The organism is Actinomadura sp. KC216, assembly GCF_004348535.1.
Classification (GTDB): Bacteria; Actinomycetota; Actinomycetes; order Streptosporangiales; family Streptosporangiaceae; genus Spirillospora.
Genome location: NZ_SMJX01000006.1, coordinates 25,665 through 43,473, shown reverse-complemented (window position 1 = coordinate 43,473; position 17,809 = coordinate 25,665). Strand labels below are relative to the sequence as shown.

Below are 17,809 nucleotides of genomic sequence, written 5' to 3'. Positions count from 1 at the left end.
CCGGGTATCGTCGGGGCGGTCCTCCGGTGAGGACGGTGCCGGGCGCGTGCGGGGAGAGCATGATCAAGACGTTGATCATTGACAACTACGACTCCTACACCTACAACCTCTTCCAGCTCATCGCCGAGGTCAACGGCGTCGAGCCCGCGGTCGTGCGCAACGACGAGGCGTGCGCGGACCTGGATCTCGGCGCGTTCGACAACGTGGTGGTGTCGCCGGGGCCGGGGCACCCGTCCCGCGCCCGCGACTTCGGCGGCGCGGCGGCGCTGATCGCCCGGACGGACGTCCCGCTGCTCGGCGTCTGCCTCGGCCACCAGGGCATCGGGGCCGGCGAGGGCGGTGTGGTGAGCCCGGCGCCGTGGCCGCGGCACGGGCACCTGTCCACGATCAGGCACGACGGCAGCGACCTGTTCGCGGGCGTGCCGCAGGGGTTCACGGCCGTGCGCTACCACTCCTTCCGGCTGCTGGAGCCGCTGCCGCCGACGCTGGAGGCGACCGCGTGGGCCGAGGACGGCGTCCTGATGGCGCTGCGGCACCGCACCCGCCCGCTGTGGGGCGTCCAGTTCCACCCCGAGTCGGTGCTGACCGAGCACGGGCACCGGCTGCTCGCCAACTTCCGTGACCTCACCGCCCGCCGCCGCGGCGGGCTCGTGCCCGCCGTTGAGGCGTCCCGTCCGTGAGCGCCCGCTTCCGGCTGCTCACCCGCACGCTTCCCGCGCCGGTGGATCTGGAGACGGTCTTCGAGCGCCTGTACGCCGGGTCGCCCACCGCGTTCTGGCTGGACAGCGCGCAGGCCGAGCCCGGTTTGGCGCGCTTCTCCTTCGCCGGGGACGGCTCCGGGCCCCTCGCGGAGGCCGTCCGGTACGACGTGACGTCGGGCGTGACCGAGATCGAGCGGCCCGGGCGGCCGGCCCGGCGGACGCGCGCCGGGATCTTCGACGTCCTGGCGGACCGGCTCGCCCGGCGCCGGATCGACGCGCCGGAACTGCCGTTCGACTTCGCCTGCGGGTACGTCGGGTACTTCGGGTACGAGCTGAAGGCCGACTGCGGCTCGCCGAACCGGCACCGGTCGCCGGCCCCCGACGCCTGCTGGCTGTTCGCCGACCGGCTCATCGCGGTCGATCACCAGGAGCGGGCCACCCGCCTGCTGTGCCTGTGCGAGGACACCCCGGCCGGACGGCGGGACGCCACCGCCTGGCTGGACGCGACCGCCGAGGCCCTGCGAGGAATCCCGGAGCCCGCCGCGAGCGGCCCGCCGCCCCCCGTCGTCGCCGACACCGCCGCGGCCGAGCCCTGGCTCGTCCGCGACAGGGCCCGCTACATCGCCGACATCCGGGCCTGCCAGGCGGCCCTGCGGGCGGGGGAGAGCTATGAGATCTGCCTGACCAACACCGCTCGGCTGCCCGCGCCGCGCGACCGCGACCCGTTCGGCTTCTACCGGGCGCTGCGGCGCGCGAACCCGGCCCCGTACGCGGCGTTTCTGAGGTTCGGCGAGGTGCGCGTGGCGTGCTCGTCCCCCGAGCGCTTCCTGCGCGTCGACCGGACGGGCCACGCCGAGGCGCGCCCGATCAAGGGCACCGCACCCCGCAGCGCCGACCCCGCGGCGGACCGCGCGCTCCGCGCCGCGCTCGGCACCAGCGCGAAGGCCCGCGCCGAGAACCTCATGATCGTCGACCTGCTCCGCAACGACCTGGGCCGCGTCTGCGTTCCCGGGAGCGTCACCGTCCCCCGGCTGATGGCCACCGAGACCTACGCCACCGTGCACCAGCTCGTGTCCACCGTCCGCGGCAGGCTCCGCGACGGTGTCACCGCCCTGGACGCCGTGCGCGCCTGCTTCCCGGGCGGCTCGATGACCGGGGCCCCCAAGCTGCGCACCATGGAGATCATCGACTCGCTGGAGACCGAGGCGCGGGGCGTCTACTCCGGCGCCATCGGCTATCTGGGCTGCACCGGCGCCGCCGACCTCAACATCGTGATCCGCACCGCCGTCTTCACCGGCGGCGCACTGCGCCTCGGGGCCGGTGGCGCCATCGTCCTGGACTCCGACCCGGACGAGGAGTACGAGGAGATGCTGCTGAAAACGGCCGCCCCGATGCGCGCCTACCACTCCTGGCTCTCGGGGAACGAGCCATTCACCCGGTGATCTTGAAGGCAATCCGCTTTCGCCCGCGCGGAGCGGGCGGAGATTGTTGATAACCATGGCCTGTGAGCGGCGGGTTTGAGAGCATAAGACTCCCCGCGAGAAACCCCGCAGCAGTGCAAAGAACGCCCGTCGCCGGGCGCTGGGAGGACTTTTGCCGCTGTTCGTCAACGGGATCTTCGCCCCCCAGGCCGTTGCCGACCCCCGGACGACCGATGTGCTGCGCGCGGCGGTCGACCGCGCCGCCGGGCCGGTGCGGACCGGTGACCTGCTGCATGCCGCCATCGCCTCCGGGGACGCGTCGCTGCTGACAGCGCTGGGCCGGGCCCTCTCCGATGGCGCGCAGGTGCGCCACCTCCTTGAGGGCATCGAGATTTACAATCCCGGGCGCAACGGCTCCGAAGCCGATGAATTCGGCGGCGGCCGGGACGAATTCAGCGCGGAGTGCCTCGCGGCGCTCGACGCGTTCGCCGCCGAGTACGCCAAGGCCCCCGCGGAAGAGACGGCACTGGAACTGCTGGTGGCCTGCGTCCTGGAGCACCTGGAGACCCGGGACCGGCAGAACCTCGTGACCCTGGACGCCGGCGCGGCCGTGGCGGCGCTGCGCGCTCAGGTCCGGGCGGCCGGGGAGCCGCTGCCGCCGCTGCTGGACGAGGAGTCGGGCAGGCTCCGCTCGGAGGAGTTCACCCAGGACGCGTGGTCGGCCCTGGAAGAGGCGGCGGAGCAGGCGGCCGTGCTCGGTTATGACCGCGTCCTCCCGCCGCACTGCCTCCTCGCCCTGCTGTGCGAGACCGAGGGGCTCGCCGAGCGCCTCGTCCGGCTCCAGGTCCCGCCGCAGGTCGGCCCCGCGAAGGTCGCCGCGGCGGTGGCCGACGCGTTCCGGCTCGTCGACCGGCCGCGGACCGCCGACCCCCTGCCCCTCGACCGCGCGGGCCTCGGCGAGCCCTTCCTGGCGGTGCTCGAACGGGCGCGCCGCATCGCCGTGTCCTGGAGCGCCGAGCGGATCGACGGGCCGCATCTGCTCGGCGCGGTCCTGGACGAGGTGCCGCCGCGGCTCGGCAACGTCCTCCAGACGCCGCCGCTAGGGCTCGACCTCGCCCGGCTCCGCCGCGACCTCGACGACGCGCTGCGGCAGCGCAGCGCGGCACGGCCGCGCGAGGTCGCGTTCCGGCTGCCCGCCGGGATGCCGCCCGCCCAGGACCTCACGTTCCTCGCCCGCACCGAAGACCTCCCGCCCGCGCTGCACGTCGACCGCTACTTCGATCTGCTGCTGCGGGCCCTGCACCGGCCCAGCGCGCCGCACGTCCTGATCATCGGGATGCCGGGGGTGGGCAGCACCACGCTGGTGCGGGAGCTGGCCCGCCGGGCCGCCGCGGGGCAGATATCGTTCCTGCGGCGCAAGCGGTTCCTGCACGTGGACTGCCGGGACGTGCCGCCCGGCGAGAGCGGCGCCAAGCTGAGCGGGCTGATCGAGCACGTGACCGGGCGCACGGACCTGGTCCTCTGCGTGGACGGGCTCGCCGCCCTGCTGCGGGGGCCGTCCGGCGCCGACCACCGGCTGCTCCTGCGCGCGGCGCTCAAGGAGCGGCGTATCCACCTCATCGGCGTGCTGTCCGCGCACGACTACGACGAGCTCATCACCCCCGACCGGGCGCTGCTGGAGCTGTGCGCCCGGGTCGAGGTGGACGAGCCGGGCCAGGCCGAGGCCCGCGACATGGCGGCGCAGGCGGCCGAGGAGTTCGCCGCGCGCTTCAAGGTCAAGGTGACCGACCGCGCGGTGGAGCGCGCGGTGGTGCTCCCGGTCGACTTCATGCTGAACGAGCGGCTGCCGGCCAAGTCGGTGCGGGTGCTCCGCCGCGCCTGCGAGGACCTGCACTACCGCCGGACGCAGGAGGGCAGCGACCAGGAGGCGGTCGGCCCGGACGACATCGCCGCGGTCGTCGCGGAGATATCGGGGGTGCCGGTCGCCCAGATCGCCGGGTCCGGCGGGGAGCGGGTCGACCTCGAACGGGCCCTCGGCGAGCGGGTGGTCGGCCAGCCCGAGGCGGTGCGGACCGTCGCCGCGGAGCTGCGCCAGATCAAGGCGGGCCTCGCCGCGCCGGGAAAGCCCGCGTCGGTCCTGCTGTTCGCGGGCCTCACCGGCGTGGGCAAGACCGAGCTGGCCAAGACCGTGGCCAGGTTCTACTCGTCGTCCAAGCGCCTGCAGACCTACCCGATGGAGAACTTCACCGAGCCGCACAGCGTCTCGGGGATCCTCGGGTCCCCGCCCGGATACATCGGCCACGACCAGGGCGGGCGGCTGATCAACGACCTGAACGCCGACCCCTACTGCGTCTTCCTGCTGGACGAGGCGGAGAAGGCCCACCCGGAGGTCTGGCGCCCCTTCCTCAACCTGTTCGACGAGGGCTGGATCGTCGACCAGCGCGGCACCAAGGCGTTCGGCGACCGCGCCATCTTCATCCTCACGACCAACGCCGGGCACGACGTCATCGCGGACATGTCGGCGCGGGGGCGACCGGCGGAGGAGATCGCCGAGGCCGTCGAGCGGCGGCTGCGCGAGACCCGCCATCCGCGCTCGGGCGAGGCGGTGTTCCCGCCGGAGTTCCTGGCCAGGCTGCGCCAGATCATCGTCTTCCGGCCGCTGGACCGGGCCGCGATGGCCGGGATCTGCCGGCACGAGATCGACGCGCAGCGCCGGTTCTGGCGGGACCGCCGGGAGAAGGACCTCGTGGTCCCCGAGGCCCTGGTCGAGTACATCGCCGACCGCGGGCACGCCGCCGACGACGCCGAGGGCGGCGTCAAGGGCGGGCGCATCATCCACCGGCTGGTGTCCGCGCTGGTGAAGGACCCGATCATGCTCGCGGCCGACCGGGCGCCCGCGGAGTTCGACCGGTGCCGGCGGGTCGAGCTGCGCTTCCGGCCGGGCGGCACGCCGCTGGTGGAGGCCGTCCTGCTGGAGCCCGTCGAGCGGAAGGCCGTCGAGCGGAAGGCTGGCCAGGAGAGGGCCGTCCAGCTGACGAAGGACGGAGGGGCGGGCTCGTGAGCGCGGAGCTGAAGGGCTTCGAGGGGCGGACCGTCGACGGCCGGTACGTGCTGCGCGAATGGCTCGGCGAGGGCAACTTCGGTGCCGTGTTCCGCAGCGAGCAGCACGCGATGGGCGTGCCGATCCGGCGGGTGGCCGTCAAGCTGTCCCGCCGCGCCGGGATGTCGGAGAGCACCGCCCGCGACCTGTTCTCCGACGCCCTGATCCTGGCCGAGGCCATGGACGGCATGTCCGACACCGAGGCCCGCGCCCACCTGGTGCACCTGTACGACGCCGGGATCGCGGAGGACATGGGCGGGCGCGCCTATCTGGCGATGGAGTACGTCCAGGGCACGACGCTGCACGCGCAGTTCGTCTCGTACCCGAGGGGCGTCCCGGCCCCGTTGCTGGTCAAGTGGGCGCGGCAGATATGCCTCGCGCTGCGCGGGCTGCACGCGCTGGTGCCGCCGCTCCTGCACCGCGACCTGAAGGCCGACAACGTGCTCCTGGGGCTCGACCGGACGGTCCGGCTCGTCGACTTCGGGCTCGCCGCCCGCCTGCTGGACGTCGGCCACGCCGAAGGCATCGTGGGCACGCACGCCGCCATGGCCCCCGAGACGCTGCTGGGCGAGAGCGTGCCCGCCTCCGACCTCTACTCGCTGGGCGTCCTGATCTACGAGGGGCTGACCGGCCGCCATCCGTTCGGCCACCTGCACCCGCCGGCCGACCTGCCGTCAGGGCTGCACCGCGACTGGCTGTTCGAGGCGCGCGCCAAATGCCGGGTCGAGCCGCCGTCCCTGCTCAACAACACCGTGCCGGAGGAGCTGGACGCGCTGGTCATGCGGTGCCTGGAGCATTCCCCGGCCCGCCGGATCGCCACCGCCGACGAGTTCCTCACCGCGCTGGACGCACCCCGCCCTCCCAAGCGCGACTTGCAGCCGGACATGGAAGAAGAGCTGCGCCATGCGCGGGCCTTGAACGAGCAGGGTGATCTGGACGGCGCCCGGGCGGCCCTGGAGCGCCTGCTGGCGAGCCGCACCTGGCCCCCGGCCGAGAGGTTCGTCCTGCTGCGCGACCTGGGGCAGGCCCTCGGCGAACTGGACGAGGCCGCGGAGTCCGCCCGCCGGTACAAGTCGGCCTGGCAGTTGCTGGACGACCGCGCCACCGGCCTCCCGTCCCGCCCCGACATGAGGGAGCAGCGCGTTCCGCTGCTCAGGGCGATCGTGCGGGCGTACACGAAGGCGGGCAACCACTACCAGGCGAACCGGTTCGAGGAGCTGCTCCGCCGCGAGGAGGGACGCGGCGGCCGATGAAACCGGAACGCGCGCTCGGGGGCCGGTTCGGCCGCGGTGCACGGCTGCGCAGGCTCTGGGACGCCGCGGACGCCGAGCCCGACCCCGCGCGGGCGGCCGAGATGCTGCGCGAGGTCGCCGCCGGTATCGCGAGCGACCCCGCCTACGCGGAGTTCTGGCCGCAGCTCCTGGAGTCGATGCTGGCGGCGCGGCTGCTTCCCGAGCTGACCGATGTGGACTTCGGCCTCCTGGAGAGCCGCGGCCTGCAGTACGCCGAGGCGATCGCCGGGGACGGCGCGTCCGGCGACCCCGGCACGGCGCTCATGGCGGCCTTGCTTCCGCTCGCCGCGGCCCGCCGGGCGCGCGGAGAAGGGGACGCGGCCACCGGCCTGCTGACCCGGCTCTGCCGATCGCCGTACTCCGGCCCTCACGTCGTTGCCCGGGCCGCCGCCGAACTGGCGGCGCACGGTGCGGTGGGCCGCGACCAGCTGAGCATCTACGCCGAGGTGACGGGGCGGGCCGAGCGCCCACCGGACGCGGTGGCCGCGCTGGTCGCCGGGCTGCTGTCGGTGCGGCACGACTCGGGGACGATCCGGATCGCCCAGGCGGGCGAGCTCGCCGCCATGATGGCGTCCGCCGGAGCGGCCCGTCCCGATCTGGACCGCACGCTCGGCCTGCACCGCCTCATGGTCGACGGCGCCCCGCACGACGCGGTCGCGCCGCTGACCAGGGCGTGGCGCGCCGCGCCCGCCGACGAGAGCGCGTTCGCCGGGCTGCTGGCCGCACTGCTGCGGTCCGGCGCCCACGGGTCGCTCGCCGAGCTGGCGGCCGACCCCGCGCGCCCGCGCACCCGCGCGGTGGAGGAGCTGATCCGGCTCGGCCGGGTCCTGGCCTGGCTCGACGATCCGGCGGACCCGGCTCCCGCACCGGCCGGCGCGGCGCGGCTGACCGGGTTCACCGTCGCGGCCCAGGCCGGGGAATGGCTCGACTACGCGATCGGCCGCCTGTACCTGCTGGAGGGCGACTCCCGCCGGGCCGCGGAGCTGCTGGCGCCGCTGGCCGAGGCGTTTCCCGGACGTCCCGGCTGGGACTACCACGCGGCCTGGGCCCTGTACCTGCGCGGCGACCGCGAGGGGGTGGCGGCCCGGTTCGACCGGGTGCGGGGACGTCCCGAAGCATGGGCCGTGCGCTGCGTGCTCTGCGACATCGACCCCGCGGCCGGCGACGCGGAGGCCGATGCCAGCGCCGCGCCGCCTGGCGCCTACTCGGCCTTGGCCGCCGCACGGACGGAACTGATCCAGGGCGGGCGCCCGCCCGCCGAACCGTCCACCTGGCTCGCGGACGACGGCGCCCTGCCCGACCACCTCGAAGCGTTGCGGACGGTGCTGGCCCTGCGCTTCGCCCGGCACAACCAGTACGCGCTGACCCAGGCCACGGCCCTGCCGCTGTTCCAGCGGCTGCCCGCCCCGGAACGGCTGCTGTGGTCCGGCCTGGCCGAGCTGGAGACCCGCCCGGATCGGGCCCGTGAACTGCTCACCGAGGCCGCCCGGGCGCACGGGTACGGCCGGGCCGCGCTCGTCCTGGCGGCCCACGACGCCCAGGAGGGCCGTCCCACCTCCGCCCTGCACCTGCTCGACGGCCCCGAGGCTCCGTCCGGGCCGAAGGCCGAGCTGCTGCGCACCTGGCTCGCGGCGAGCCTCGGCGACGAGGAGGAGACCGCGGCCGATCGGCTCGAACGCCTGGAAGCGCACACGCTGCCGAAGGCCCGCTACTCCCTCGGGCACCTGCGGCTGCACCAGGCGATCCGGCAGCAGGCCCGGGGCCGTCCCGACGACGCCACCCGGTCCGCGCTCCAGGCGAAGGAGGACTTCGACCGCGCCGCGGCGGCGGGCCCGCGGCTGGTCCCGCCCGACACCCGCGCGCTCGCGCGGGCCGCCGAGCTGTTCGCCACCGGGCAGGCGGGCACCGACACGCTGGGCAAGCTGCGCAGGAGGGCCGCCGGTCATCCGTGGGCGACGTGGGTGCTCGGGCTGGCGGAGCTGACCGCCGGGCAGCCCGGCGCCGGCCTCGACCTCGGCCTGTGCGGGCAGCTGGTGAACCAGGTCGGCGGCGCGGACGGCGACCCCGCCGCGCCCGCGGTGACCGCCCTCGCCGGGGTGCTCGCCCGCGCCAGCGTCCTCGCCGGTGGCGAGCGGGCGGCCGAGCTGTCCGGCCTGCTGGGCGGGCTCGCCGAGCGGAACGTCCCCGCCGCGGACCCGCTCGTCCTGCGGCGGCTGCATCACCTCTCGCGCGCCGCCGTGGTCCGCGCCGTCCCGCCGCGCCGCGCCGCCGGCGACCCGCCCGCCGACCTGCCCGGCGCGCTGGCCGCCGCCCGGCACGCCCTCGCCGGCGGCGACCGCGCCGAAGCCCTGCGGCTGCTCGACGGCGCGTCCGCGATCGACGCCGACGAGGCACGCGTCCGCGCCATCCTCACCACCGCCCTCGGCGGCCCCGCCGCGGACGACCCGGGAGAGCTCGCGCCGCCGGACGGCGCGCCCGCACGGATCGCCGCCGCGCTCCGCCTCGCCCGCGCGGCGGGCCTGGCGGACACGGACCCGGAGGCATGCCGGAAGCTGCTTCTGGAGGCCCTGGCCGAAGACGAAATCGCCGACCTGGTCGACCTTGGACGGGTCATGCCCGCTTTGTGCGCCGCGCCGGGACGCGGCGGCGGCGCCCGGCCACGCCAACTGGCCGCGCTGCTGCGCAAGGTGGTCGTCACCACCCGGTTCGAGCCGCTGACCCTGGCCCGCTGCGCCACCGCGGTCGGCGACCACCAGATGGCCGATTCCGCCTGGCGGGACGCGCTGCGCGCGGGCGGTGCAGGCGACCTGGAGGCCGTCCGGGAGGAGTACGGCCGCTACCTGTGCCACCGGGCCACGGCCGCCCGGCGCGGCGGCGACCTCCTGGAGGCGGCGCGGCTGCTGCACAGGGCCGCCGGGGTCCTGGACGACGACGAGCCGGAGGAGCTGCTGCCCGAGGAGGACGAGATCGCCGAGGTGCGGCGGCTCTACGAGGAGCGGCTCGCGACCCTCACCGGAGTACGCGCCCGGATCCTCGCCGCGGAATGGGCACGCTCCCTCGAACGCTTCCGGGAACACGCGGCGGCCAAGGCCGTCTCCCGGGCGCTCGGGCACTTCGAGGAGCTGCAGGCGCTCGCCCACACCGGGTCCCTGCGCGGAAGGTGGGAGTCCTGATGGCGGCCGGCGCGCCCGCCCGGCGGTCCCTGGACGAGCTCGCCTCCTCCCTCGAACTGGAGGTGTGCGTCGAGCGGCTGCTCGCCCACGTCTTCCCCGGCCCCGACCCCGATCCGGAGACGGCGGAGGAGGACGGGACGACCCGGGCCGGGCGGCACCAGGTCCTCGAAACCCTCATCGGCAACGACGCCCAACTGCGTGCCGCGCTGCTGGCGAACGACCAGGCGCGGATCTCCGAGCGGTGGCGGGCCGTCCTGCGCGACCGGCCGGGCGACCTCGCCCTGCACCACGAGCTGGCCGTCCTCTACCGGGAGCGGGCGCTGCGGCGGATCGCCCGCGGCGGCTCGGCGTCCGAGCTCCTGGTGATCGCCACCACGCTGTGGGCGCTGCTGCTGGCCACCGGGGACTTCTGGCGCCGGGCGGGGATCGCCCGGGACGCCGAGGACGCCGCCCGCGACAAGATCGTCGGCGGTCTGCTCGACCTGCACGTCGCGCACGGGGCCCGCGCGCTGGCCGAGGGCCGGGTGGCCGCCGCCCGGCGGCACCTGCGCTGCCTGGACGCCTGCCGGTCCGGCGACCCGGAGCCGGTGCGCGAGCTGCTCTTCGAGCACGCGATCCCCTTCGCGCACCGGGTGAGCGCGCGGCGGCTCGCCGGCCCGGCGCGGCTGGCCGCCGAGGCCCTCGAACGGTGGTGCGACGACCTCGTCCAGGACGCCGAGAGCCGGGTCAACGACCGGGCGGCGATCAGCGCCCTGGACGGTATCGACAAGGCCTACGGCGCGGGCATCGACCGCCTGGCGCCGTTCATCCGGCTGGGCGTGCCGATGCGGCGGGTGCTGGTCACGGGTCTGGAATGGCACAACGAGCTGAGCATGTGCCACTACAACAACGGCAAGGACTTCGACTCGATCAGGGACGTGCTGAAGTCGGGGCGCGAGTTCGCCGACCGCCTGGCCCCGCTCTGCACCGCCGGGGAGGCGCATCGGCCCGAGAACCAGGCCCTGTCGCGGTACCTGCTGTTCCGCGCGGTGGCGGCGGGGACCGACGACCAGATCGTGGCCGATCTGACGGAGGCGCTGCGCTGGAACCCCGCCAACGACAACGCCGCCCGGGTCCTCGTCGAGACCTACCTGGACCGCGGTGTGCGGACCGCCAACGACCAGCACGCCGGCCGCGGGCTGGCCGGCCCCCTGCCCCAGGCCCGGCGCCTGGAGAAGGCCGCGGACGATCTGCGGAAGGCGCTCGAGCTGGCCGCGCTCCCCGAGAAGGTCGCGTTCATCCAGAAGCAGCTGTCCACGGTCCTCGCCCTGTGGGCGGCGAGCCTGGACGCCGAGCGCACCTCCTCCGGTACCGCCACCGCCCGGGACCTGGCCCGCAGCGAGCGGGTGCTCCGGCTGCTGGAGGAGGCGCTCGAACTGGACCCCGGCAACGAGCTGGCCCGCGGCTATCTCGACTACTACGACAGGTGAGGATGCCATGAGGAACGAGACCTGGACCAACCCGTTCCACATCCTCGGGCTGCCGGCCGACGCCACCCCCGAGACGATCACCCAGCGCGGCCGGGAGCTGTCGGACCTGGCGGCGAGCGAGGAGGAGCGGTCGCTGTGCGGCTGGGCGATGCGCGAGCTGATCGGCGCTCCCGAGACCCGGCTGGTGCACCTGCTGACCGAGGCGCCCGGCGCGGCGTACCGGGACGAGGAGTGGCAGGACTTCGCGCGCCGGCACCGGCGCAACCCGGCGAACGTCAAAGCGCTCAAGGAGTCGGCCGGGACGCTGCGGGACACCGACGTCGACCTGGCCGCCGTCCTCGACCTGATCCTGGACTGGCTGCTGGCCCCCCCGGAGGTGGACCTCATCGAAGGCGTCCGCAACGCGCCGCTGCCGCCCACGCCGGGCGCGCCGCCGCTGGAGGTGACCGATGTCCTCTTCGGCTGAGCGACCGCCCGCCACGGCGGACCCGGGACCGGCCCCGGCGGGGGACCCGCAACCTCCCGCGACGGCGGACCCGCCGTATGACTGGGACGCCTTCGACGAGCGCCCCGCGCCGGAGAGCATGACCCTCGCCTCCCCGGCCACGGAGATGCGGGCCGTCCTCCAGCGGTACAGGTCCGCGGTCAACGAGGAACGGAGCCGCCGGCGGGCCGCCGTGGACGAGGTCCTGACCGTGGCCCTCGACCAGGCGGCCCTCGTCGCCCAGCTGGACGCGGTCCTGGAGCGCCACCGCGGCGCGCTCGACGAGGCCGGGCTCGGCGCGGTCCACCGCGACGTGCGGCTGGTCCGCGAGCAGATGGCCGACGCGCTGCGGGCCGGCGGCGTGACCATCGAGGAGCTGCGCGGCCGGCCGCTGGCGGAGGTGGCCGACCGGGTCGAGGTGCTCGGCTGGCTGCACTCCGGCGACTACGGCGCCGAGGTCGTGGCGGAGGTCCACGACGCCGTCGTCCTGCACCGCGGGTCGGTGGTGCGGCTCGGCCGGGTGACCGCCGGTGCGCCGCCCAAGGACGGCCCGCCGCCCAAGGACGGCCCGACGCCGCCCGCCGCGGCCGAGCCCGGCCGAAGCGGGGGCCGGTCCGACGAGTCCGACGAGTCCAACGAGGAGGAGCAGCGGGGATGACGCAGGTCGTGAGCAAGGCGGTCGGGATCGATCTCGGGACCACCAACAGCGCGGTCGGGATCATGGACCCGACCGACACCGAGATCATCATCCATCGGGACGAGGTCTCCCGGGCCCGCACGACGCCGAGTTGCGTGTGGCGCGACCCGGCGACGGGCGAGCTGGTGGTGGGGCGCAAGGCGTTCAACCGGATCGGCAGCGAACCCGAGCCGATCCAGTCGATCAAGCGGCTGATGGGCAGCGCCACCACGGTGGACCTGGCCGGCCGGGAGATGACCCCGGAGGAGGTCTCGGCCGCGATCCTGGCCGAGCTGAAACGGCAGATCGAGCAGGACGTGGCGCGCCTCGCGACCGAGGACACCTCGTGGCTGGTGGACCGGGCGATCGTCACCGTCCCGGCCTACTTCGACCAGCCGATGATCGACGCCACCCGCAAGGCCGGGGAGATGGCCGGGCTCGAGGTGCTCGACCTGCTGCACGAGCCGACCGCCGCGGCCTGCCACCACTGCTGGCGGACCAAGACCCGCAACGGCACGTTCCTGGTGTACGACCTCGGCGGCGGCACCTTCGACGTCAGCGTGGTGCGCGCCACCGCCGGCGTGTACGAGGTGCTCGGCATCAGCGGGAACAACCGGCTCGGCGGGGACGACATCGACCGGGCGCTCGCCGGGCGGCTGCAGGAGATGCTGGTGCGGATGGGCTGGGCGCTGGAGCTGGACCCGGCGAACGACCCGGCGGACCGCCTGCGGCTCAACCAGCTCGCGCTCCTGGCCGAGGGCGTGAAGAAGGGGCTGAGCACCAGCACCGAGTACCCGCTGCGCGACCCCGGCCGCATCACCGACAAGCTGGGCAACCCGGTCAGCATCGACACCATGTTCGACCGGTCCGATCTGGAGGAGGTCGCCCGGCCGTTCATCGAGCGGACCATCCCCTACTGCCACGAGGCGCTGGCGCGGACCGAGCGGAAGGACAGGGCCAAGCTGGAGCTGGCGGACATCGACCAGGTGATCCTGGCCGGTGGCTCCACCCACATGCCGCTGGTGCGCGAGATCGTCGCGGCGGAACTGTGCGCCGGGACGCGCAGCAAGGAGCCCGTCTACGAGCAGGTCGACACGGTCGTGGCGCTGGGCGCGGCGGTCCGCGCGGCCGTCATCGGCGGCCAGGACGTCTACGACGCCGACCGCACCGTCCGGGTCTCCTTCCGGGGCGCGTCCGCCACCGGGGCGACGAGGACGCACATCGGCGGCACAGTCACGGCGCTCGCGCCCGGCCGGGACCTGACCGGCGGACGGGTGCGGCTCATCGGCCCCGACGACTACGAGGACGAGGCGGACATCGAGAAGTCGGGCACCTTCCGCTTCACCGGGGTGCAGCTGGAGCCCGGGATCGAGTCCCAGTTCGCCTTCGAGATCCTCGACGCCGACGACGACGTGATCGCCACCGTGGGCCGCTCCATCACCCAGGACGACATCTCCGAGGCGCGGCTGCCGCGGCCGAGCTCGCTCGCCATCACCACCAAGCCCCTCCTGCTGGAGGTGTCCAAGGCAGGCAAGGTGCACCGCAAGCAGCTGGTGCCCGCCATGGAGGAGCTGCCGACGAGCGCGGAGTACTCCTTCAGCCATCCCGGCGACACCGAGGCGGTGCTGTTCCCGCTCTACCAGCACAGCAAGAAGATCCAGGTGATCACGGTCCCGGTGCCGCTGACGACCCCGCGCGGCACGCCCATCCGGTTCGACCTGCACGTGGACCGGCACTCGTTCATCACCGTCCGCGGCAGCGTCGGCGAGCACGCGTTCGAGGCCGCGGTGGAGCTGCCGCCCGAGCGGGAGATGCCGACCCGGGAGGAGGTGGAGCGGCTCGACCGGCGGCTGGCGGAGGCCGCCGAGTTCCTGCCCGCGGGGGAGCGCCAGAACTTCCAGATCAAGCAGCGGATGGCGCGCGAGTCGCTGGAGAAGGCGATGCGGGACGGCGACCGCGCGCAGGCCGTCCACGAGTTCGAGCAGCTGGAGGGGCTGGAGGCGGACGCGGCCAAGTTCCGGACCGTGCTCGAACCCCCGAAGGCGGAGTTCGACCAGCTGGTCGCCGAGTGCTTCGAGCTCAACTCCTACCTCATGCGCGACGCCGCGGAACTCAGCCGTCCCTACGACGGGCAGGAGATGGCCAAGTCGATCGAGACGCAGCGCGACCAGGGCGAGAACGCCCACCGCAACGCCGACCAGCGGGCCTACGGGGAGGTCATCCGGCAGCTGCTGGGCTACCAGCAGCACATGGTCGCGATCTACCGGCAGGCGCACCCGCAGCCGCAGCAGTCCGACGCCGAGCGGGCCATGGGCGTGCTGAAGCGGTGCCGCCAGCAGGCGGAGAAGGTCCGGCAGCTGGCCGACGCGGCCGGCCGCGCCGACCTGCGCGCCCAGGTGGTCGAGATCATGGGCAAGCTCGACGAGCTGCAGGGGCGGCTCGACCGCGATCCGCGCGGTGTCCTGGACCGGCTCCCCGGGCTCCAGCAGCGCCTGTCCCAGCTGCACAACATCCTCATGAACGCCCCCGTCCGCGACACCGGCCCCGGCCCCGGCACCGGATCCGGCGCCGGCGGCGGCCAGGGCCAGTCGCCGGATGGCACATCTTCCGGTGGGAACCAGCCGCCCCACGGCGGGGACGAGTCCAGGGGGAAGATTGCAGACGAGTGGTGACGGCGGCGCGGGCGCCCTCGTGATCCGGTGCCCGCTGCCCCGCTGCGGCGCCGGCAACCCGTTCGACGCCGACGAGTGCGAGGGCTGCGGCGCACCGGTGCGCGGCCACGCCCGGCTGAGCGTCTATGCCGCGTACCTGTTCAACCGCGGGCTCGCGGAGGCGCGCGCGGGCCGGCTGGCGTCGGCGCGGGACCATTTCGCCGCGGTGGTGCACTGGTGCCCGGCCGACGCCGAGGCGCGCAACGCCCTGGCGCTGGCCGGGTACCGCCTCGGCGACGTCGCGGAGGCACGCCGGCAGTGGGGCCTGGTGTGCGAGCGGTACCCGGACGATCCGCTCGCCCGCCGGGGCCTCAGTCTGGTGGCCGAAGGTTCCGGCTGACCGCGTCCGGTTCGACGCCCAAGGCCTTGAGGAGGCTGCGGGCGGTCGAGTTGTGGTCGATGAGGGCCCGCAGCACGGCCGCCTCGCCGAGGGGCCGGTCCGGGTCGGCGGCGCCGGCGGTGCCGAGCGCGGCGAGCGTGCGCTTGGAGAAGCCGGTGCCGGGCGGGTCGGCCTCGGCGAACAGCAGGCCCAGCGCCCGCTGCCCGCGCTCGCCCTGCGTCGCCAGCGCCTCCCGGAGCACGGGGCTTCCGGCGAGCCCGAAGGCGAGCAGCAGCATGTAGGTGCCGATGACCTTGCCGCGGGGCGCGCTGAGCGAGTGGGCGATGCGGATCGCGCGCGCGACGACCGGGTCGAGCCGCTCGGTGCGGATCGGGCCGCCGCCGTCGGCCAGCCCGAGGATCTGCCGGGACGTCCCGAGGTCGGTGCCGGTCGTGGACGGCTCGGGCCGCAGCAGCCGCTCCACCGGCACCCCGCAGCGCTCCACCTCGCGGGCGGACGTTCCCGCGCCCACCTCCAGCAGCGCCGCCGCCAGGTCGTGGACGGAGACGTTCGAGTGGCCCTCGGCGGAGGCCAGCTGATCGGCCAGGAAGAACACCTGGGTCACGGTGTCGGACGGGATCGGGTCGGCGTACTCCGGTTCGTCCTCCGGGTCCCCGTCGCTCCCGGTCCCGGTGTCCTCCTTCGGCCCCGCCGGCCGGCCGACCGCCGCGGCGGCCGTCAGCCGCTCGGTGATCTGCGCGAGCCGCTCGGCGCCGATCGAGGCGGTGATCTGCGGCCGCAGGTCGACGCTGCCGATCAGGCCGAGCAGCAGGTGCACGGAGGTGATCAGCCGCCGCCCCTGCGCGGCCTCGACGGCCCGCGCCAGGACGCCCGTGGCCTCGTCGTCGAACTCGAGCTGCTCGTCGTGCCCCTGGGACGGCGACGGCGGCTCGCCGTGGGGTTCGCTGTCGCCGCTGATCCGCACGGTCGGATCGCCGTACAGCATGAAGGACGCCCAGGTGAGGTCGTCATCGTCCGCGGACAGCTTCAGCTGCGCCGCGCGCATCGCGGCCCCGGTCGTCATGGTGGTGAGGCCCCGGTAGAACTCCTCGGCGAAATGCCGGGCCTTCTCCTCGCCGACCCCGGTCCTGGTGCCCACCACGGCCTGGGCTCCCATGACCATGAAGGACGCGCAGATGTTCGCCGCGCGCCCGGCCGACTTGCACCCGTTGACGAAGATGACCGGGGGCACCTCGAACCGGAGGGCGCGCTCGTCCAGCAGTTGCCGGTCGTGCAGCACCAGGCCGGTGCTGGTTCCGGAGGCCGCGGAGGCGACGTGCCCGCAGAAATGGAACAGGTCGTAGCGCTGCTCCGACAGTTCCATGACCACGTTGATGAGGTTCGCCTCTTCGCGCAGGAGCACCTTGCACTCGGTGCCCTTCTCCCGCATCCACTCGGCGACCTTCTCCGCCTCGCGGGCGGCGTCGGGCAGGTCGCCCAGCGGGTCCCCGACGATGAGGGCGCGGCGGATGCCGTTGATCCTGCGCCCGCCGGCCACCCGCCGCTGCACGACCCAGCGGCGGCCGATCTCGCGGGTCAGCCCGAGGAACTCGTTCTCGACGAAGAGCAGCTCCCAGGGGACGGTCATCTCGTTGGTGCGCACCAGCAGCGGCCCCGACGACTCGTGCAGCTTGGTGACGAGGTCGGGCACGTTGCCGGTCATCTGCGGGAACAGCGCCTGGTAGAGGGTCCGGCATACCGTGGCCAGCTCGCTGCGGTGCGACGAGCCGGTGTCCTGCTTCTTCCGCAGCACCTCTTCCATCCGGCTGCTGAGCATCCGGACGAGTTCCTGGTGGACCTCGACCGAATGCTCCTGCTCGAGCGGGGCCCTCGCGGTCCCTTCGGCCGAGCGGAGCAGATAGAGGTAGAGCGCGTTGCCGTCGGCCTTGTCGGTGACGCGCACGTCCAGGGTCGTCAGCGCGCTGGAGTCCATCCCGTCCAACGCCGTCATGAGCGCTCCGTCCCGCCCGCGTGGCCGCCGTGCTTGCGTACGAACAGCTCCACCAGCCGCTCCTCGTGTTCGAGGAGGGGGTTGGTGATCTCGATGAAGTCGTCGCCGATCTGCATGCGGATCCGGGTGTCCGTCCGGTCGGCCGCGCCCTGGTCACCGCCCGTCCGGGATCGGCGTCGCATCCCCAGCCAGCCCTGGAGCACCTCGATCGCCTGCATGAGATCGCCGGCGAAGCTCACCATGAACCCCGCGAGCTCGACCAGCTCGGCGGGCCGCTCGGCCTCGGCGGGCCGCCCGCTCGCCGGCGTGTGCCGGACGCGGATCGGCTCCACCTTCGCGGCGCCGGAACCGAGCAGATGGACGCGCAACTCGTCCGCCACCTGGACGTCGAAGTCAGGAGGGAGCGCCACTTCGAATCTCACAACGGCATGATCCATGAATTCGGCTCCGGG

Annotated in this window: 12 protein-coding genes; 10 read left to right on the top strand and 2 right to left on the bottom strand. The window is 74.4% G+C overall.

Annotated elements, in window-relative coordinates:
• Positions 1-59: 59 nt before the first annotated feature.
• From E1264_RS46180 to E1264_RS01860, 10 genes are all read left to right on the top strand, one after another.
• Positions 60-680 carry an aminodeoxychorismate/anthranilate synthase component II gene (locus E1264_RS46180; protein ID WP_347813357.1) on the top strand — a complete coding sequence of 207 codons (621 nt, stop codon included), beginning with the start codon at positions 60-62 and terminating at the stop codon, positions 678-680.
• On the top strand, positions 677-2,143 hold the full coding sequence (pabB, locus tag E1264_RS01900) for an aminodeoxychorismate synthase component I (RefSeq protein ID WP_347813356.1): 1,467 nt from the start codon (positions 677-679) through the stop codon (positions 2,141-2,143). Before E1264_RS46180 ends, pabB begins: the two co-directional genes overlap by 4 nt.
• 151 nt (positions 2,144-2,294) lie before the next feature.
• Positions 2,295-5,183 (top strand): AAA family ATPase, encoded by a 2,889-nt coding sequence (locus E1264_RS01895; RefSeq protein ID WP_132168906.1) that lies wholly within the window; start codon positions 2,295-2,297, stop codon positions 5,181-5,183.
• Positions 5,180-6,475 carry a serine/threonine-protein kinase gene (locus E1264_RS01890; RefSeq protein WP_165963915.1) on the top strand — a complete coding sequence of 432 codons (1,296 nt, stop codon included), beginning with the start codon at positions 5,180-5,182 and terminating at the stop codon, positions 6,473-6,475. The genes E1264_RS01895 and E1264_RS01890 overlap by 4 nt, the downstream gene beginning before the upstream one ends.
• The gene (locus E1264_RS01885; protein ID WP_132168902.1) at positions 6,472-9,687 is read left to right on the top strand and encodes a hypothetical protein; all 3,216 of its coding nucleotides are present in this window, start codon (positions 6,472-6,474) and stop codon (positions 9,685-9,687) included. The genes E1264_RS01890 and E1264_RS01885 overlap by 4 nt, the downstream gene beginning before the upstream one ends.
• Complete coding sequence (locus E1264_RS01880; protein WP_132168900.1) at positions 9,687-11,156, top strand: hypothetical protein; 1,470 nt, start codon at positions 9,687-9,689, stop codon at positions 11,154-11,156. The genes E1264_RS01885 and E1264_RS01880 overlap by 1 nt, the downstream gene beginning before the upstream one ends.
• A 7-nt stretch (positions 11,157-11,163) precedes the next feature.
• On the top strand, positions 11,164-11,622 hold the full coding sequence (locus tag E1264_RS01875) for a hypothetical protein (RefSeq protein WP_132168898.1): 459 nt from the start codon (positions 11,164-11,166) through the stop codon (positions 11,620-11,622).
• Entirely contained in the window at positions 11,606-12,298 is a 693-nt protein-coding gene (locus E1264_RS01870; RefSeq protein WP_132168896.1) for a hypothetical protein, read from the top strand. The genes E1264_RS01875 and E1264_RS01870 overlap by 17 nt, the downstream gene beginning before the upstream one ends.
• Complete coding sequence (locus tag E1264_RS01865; protein ID WP_132168894.1) at positions 12,295-14,988, top strand: Hsp70 family protein; 2,694 nt, start codon at positions 12,295-12,297, stop codon at positions 14,986-14,988. The genes E1264_RS01870 and E1264_RS01865 overlap by 4 nt, the downstream gene beginning before the upstream one ends.
• Positions 14,972-15,367, top strand: coding sequence for a hypothetical protein (locus tag E1264_RS01860; protein ID WP_132168892.1), 396 nt, complete (start codon positions 14,972-14,974; stop codon positions 15,365-15,367). The genes E1264_RS01865 and E1264_RS01860 overlap by 17 nt, the downstream gene beginning before the upstream one ends.
• Here E1264_RS01860 and E1264_RS01855 read toward each other — a convergent pair.
• Positions 15,339-17,357 carry a CHAT domain-containing protein gene (locus E1264_RS01855; protein ID WP_132168890.1) on the bottom strand — a complete coding sequence of 673 codons (2,019 nt, stop codon included), beginning with the start codon at positions 17,355-17,357 and terminating at the stop codon, positions 15,339-15,341. The genes E1264_RS01860 and E1264_RS01855 overlap by 29 nt on opposite strands.
• Positions 17,354-17,779 (bottom strand): hypothetical protein, encoded by a 426-nt coding sequence (locus E1264_RS01850; protein ID WP_132168888.1) that lies wholly within the window; start codon positions 17,777-17,779, stop codon positions 17,354-17,356. The genes E1264_RS01855 and E1264_RS01850 overlap by 4 nt, the downstream gene beginning before the upstream one ends.
• Positions 17,780-17,809: the final 30 nt, after the last annotated feature.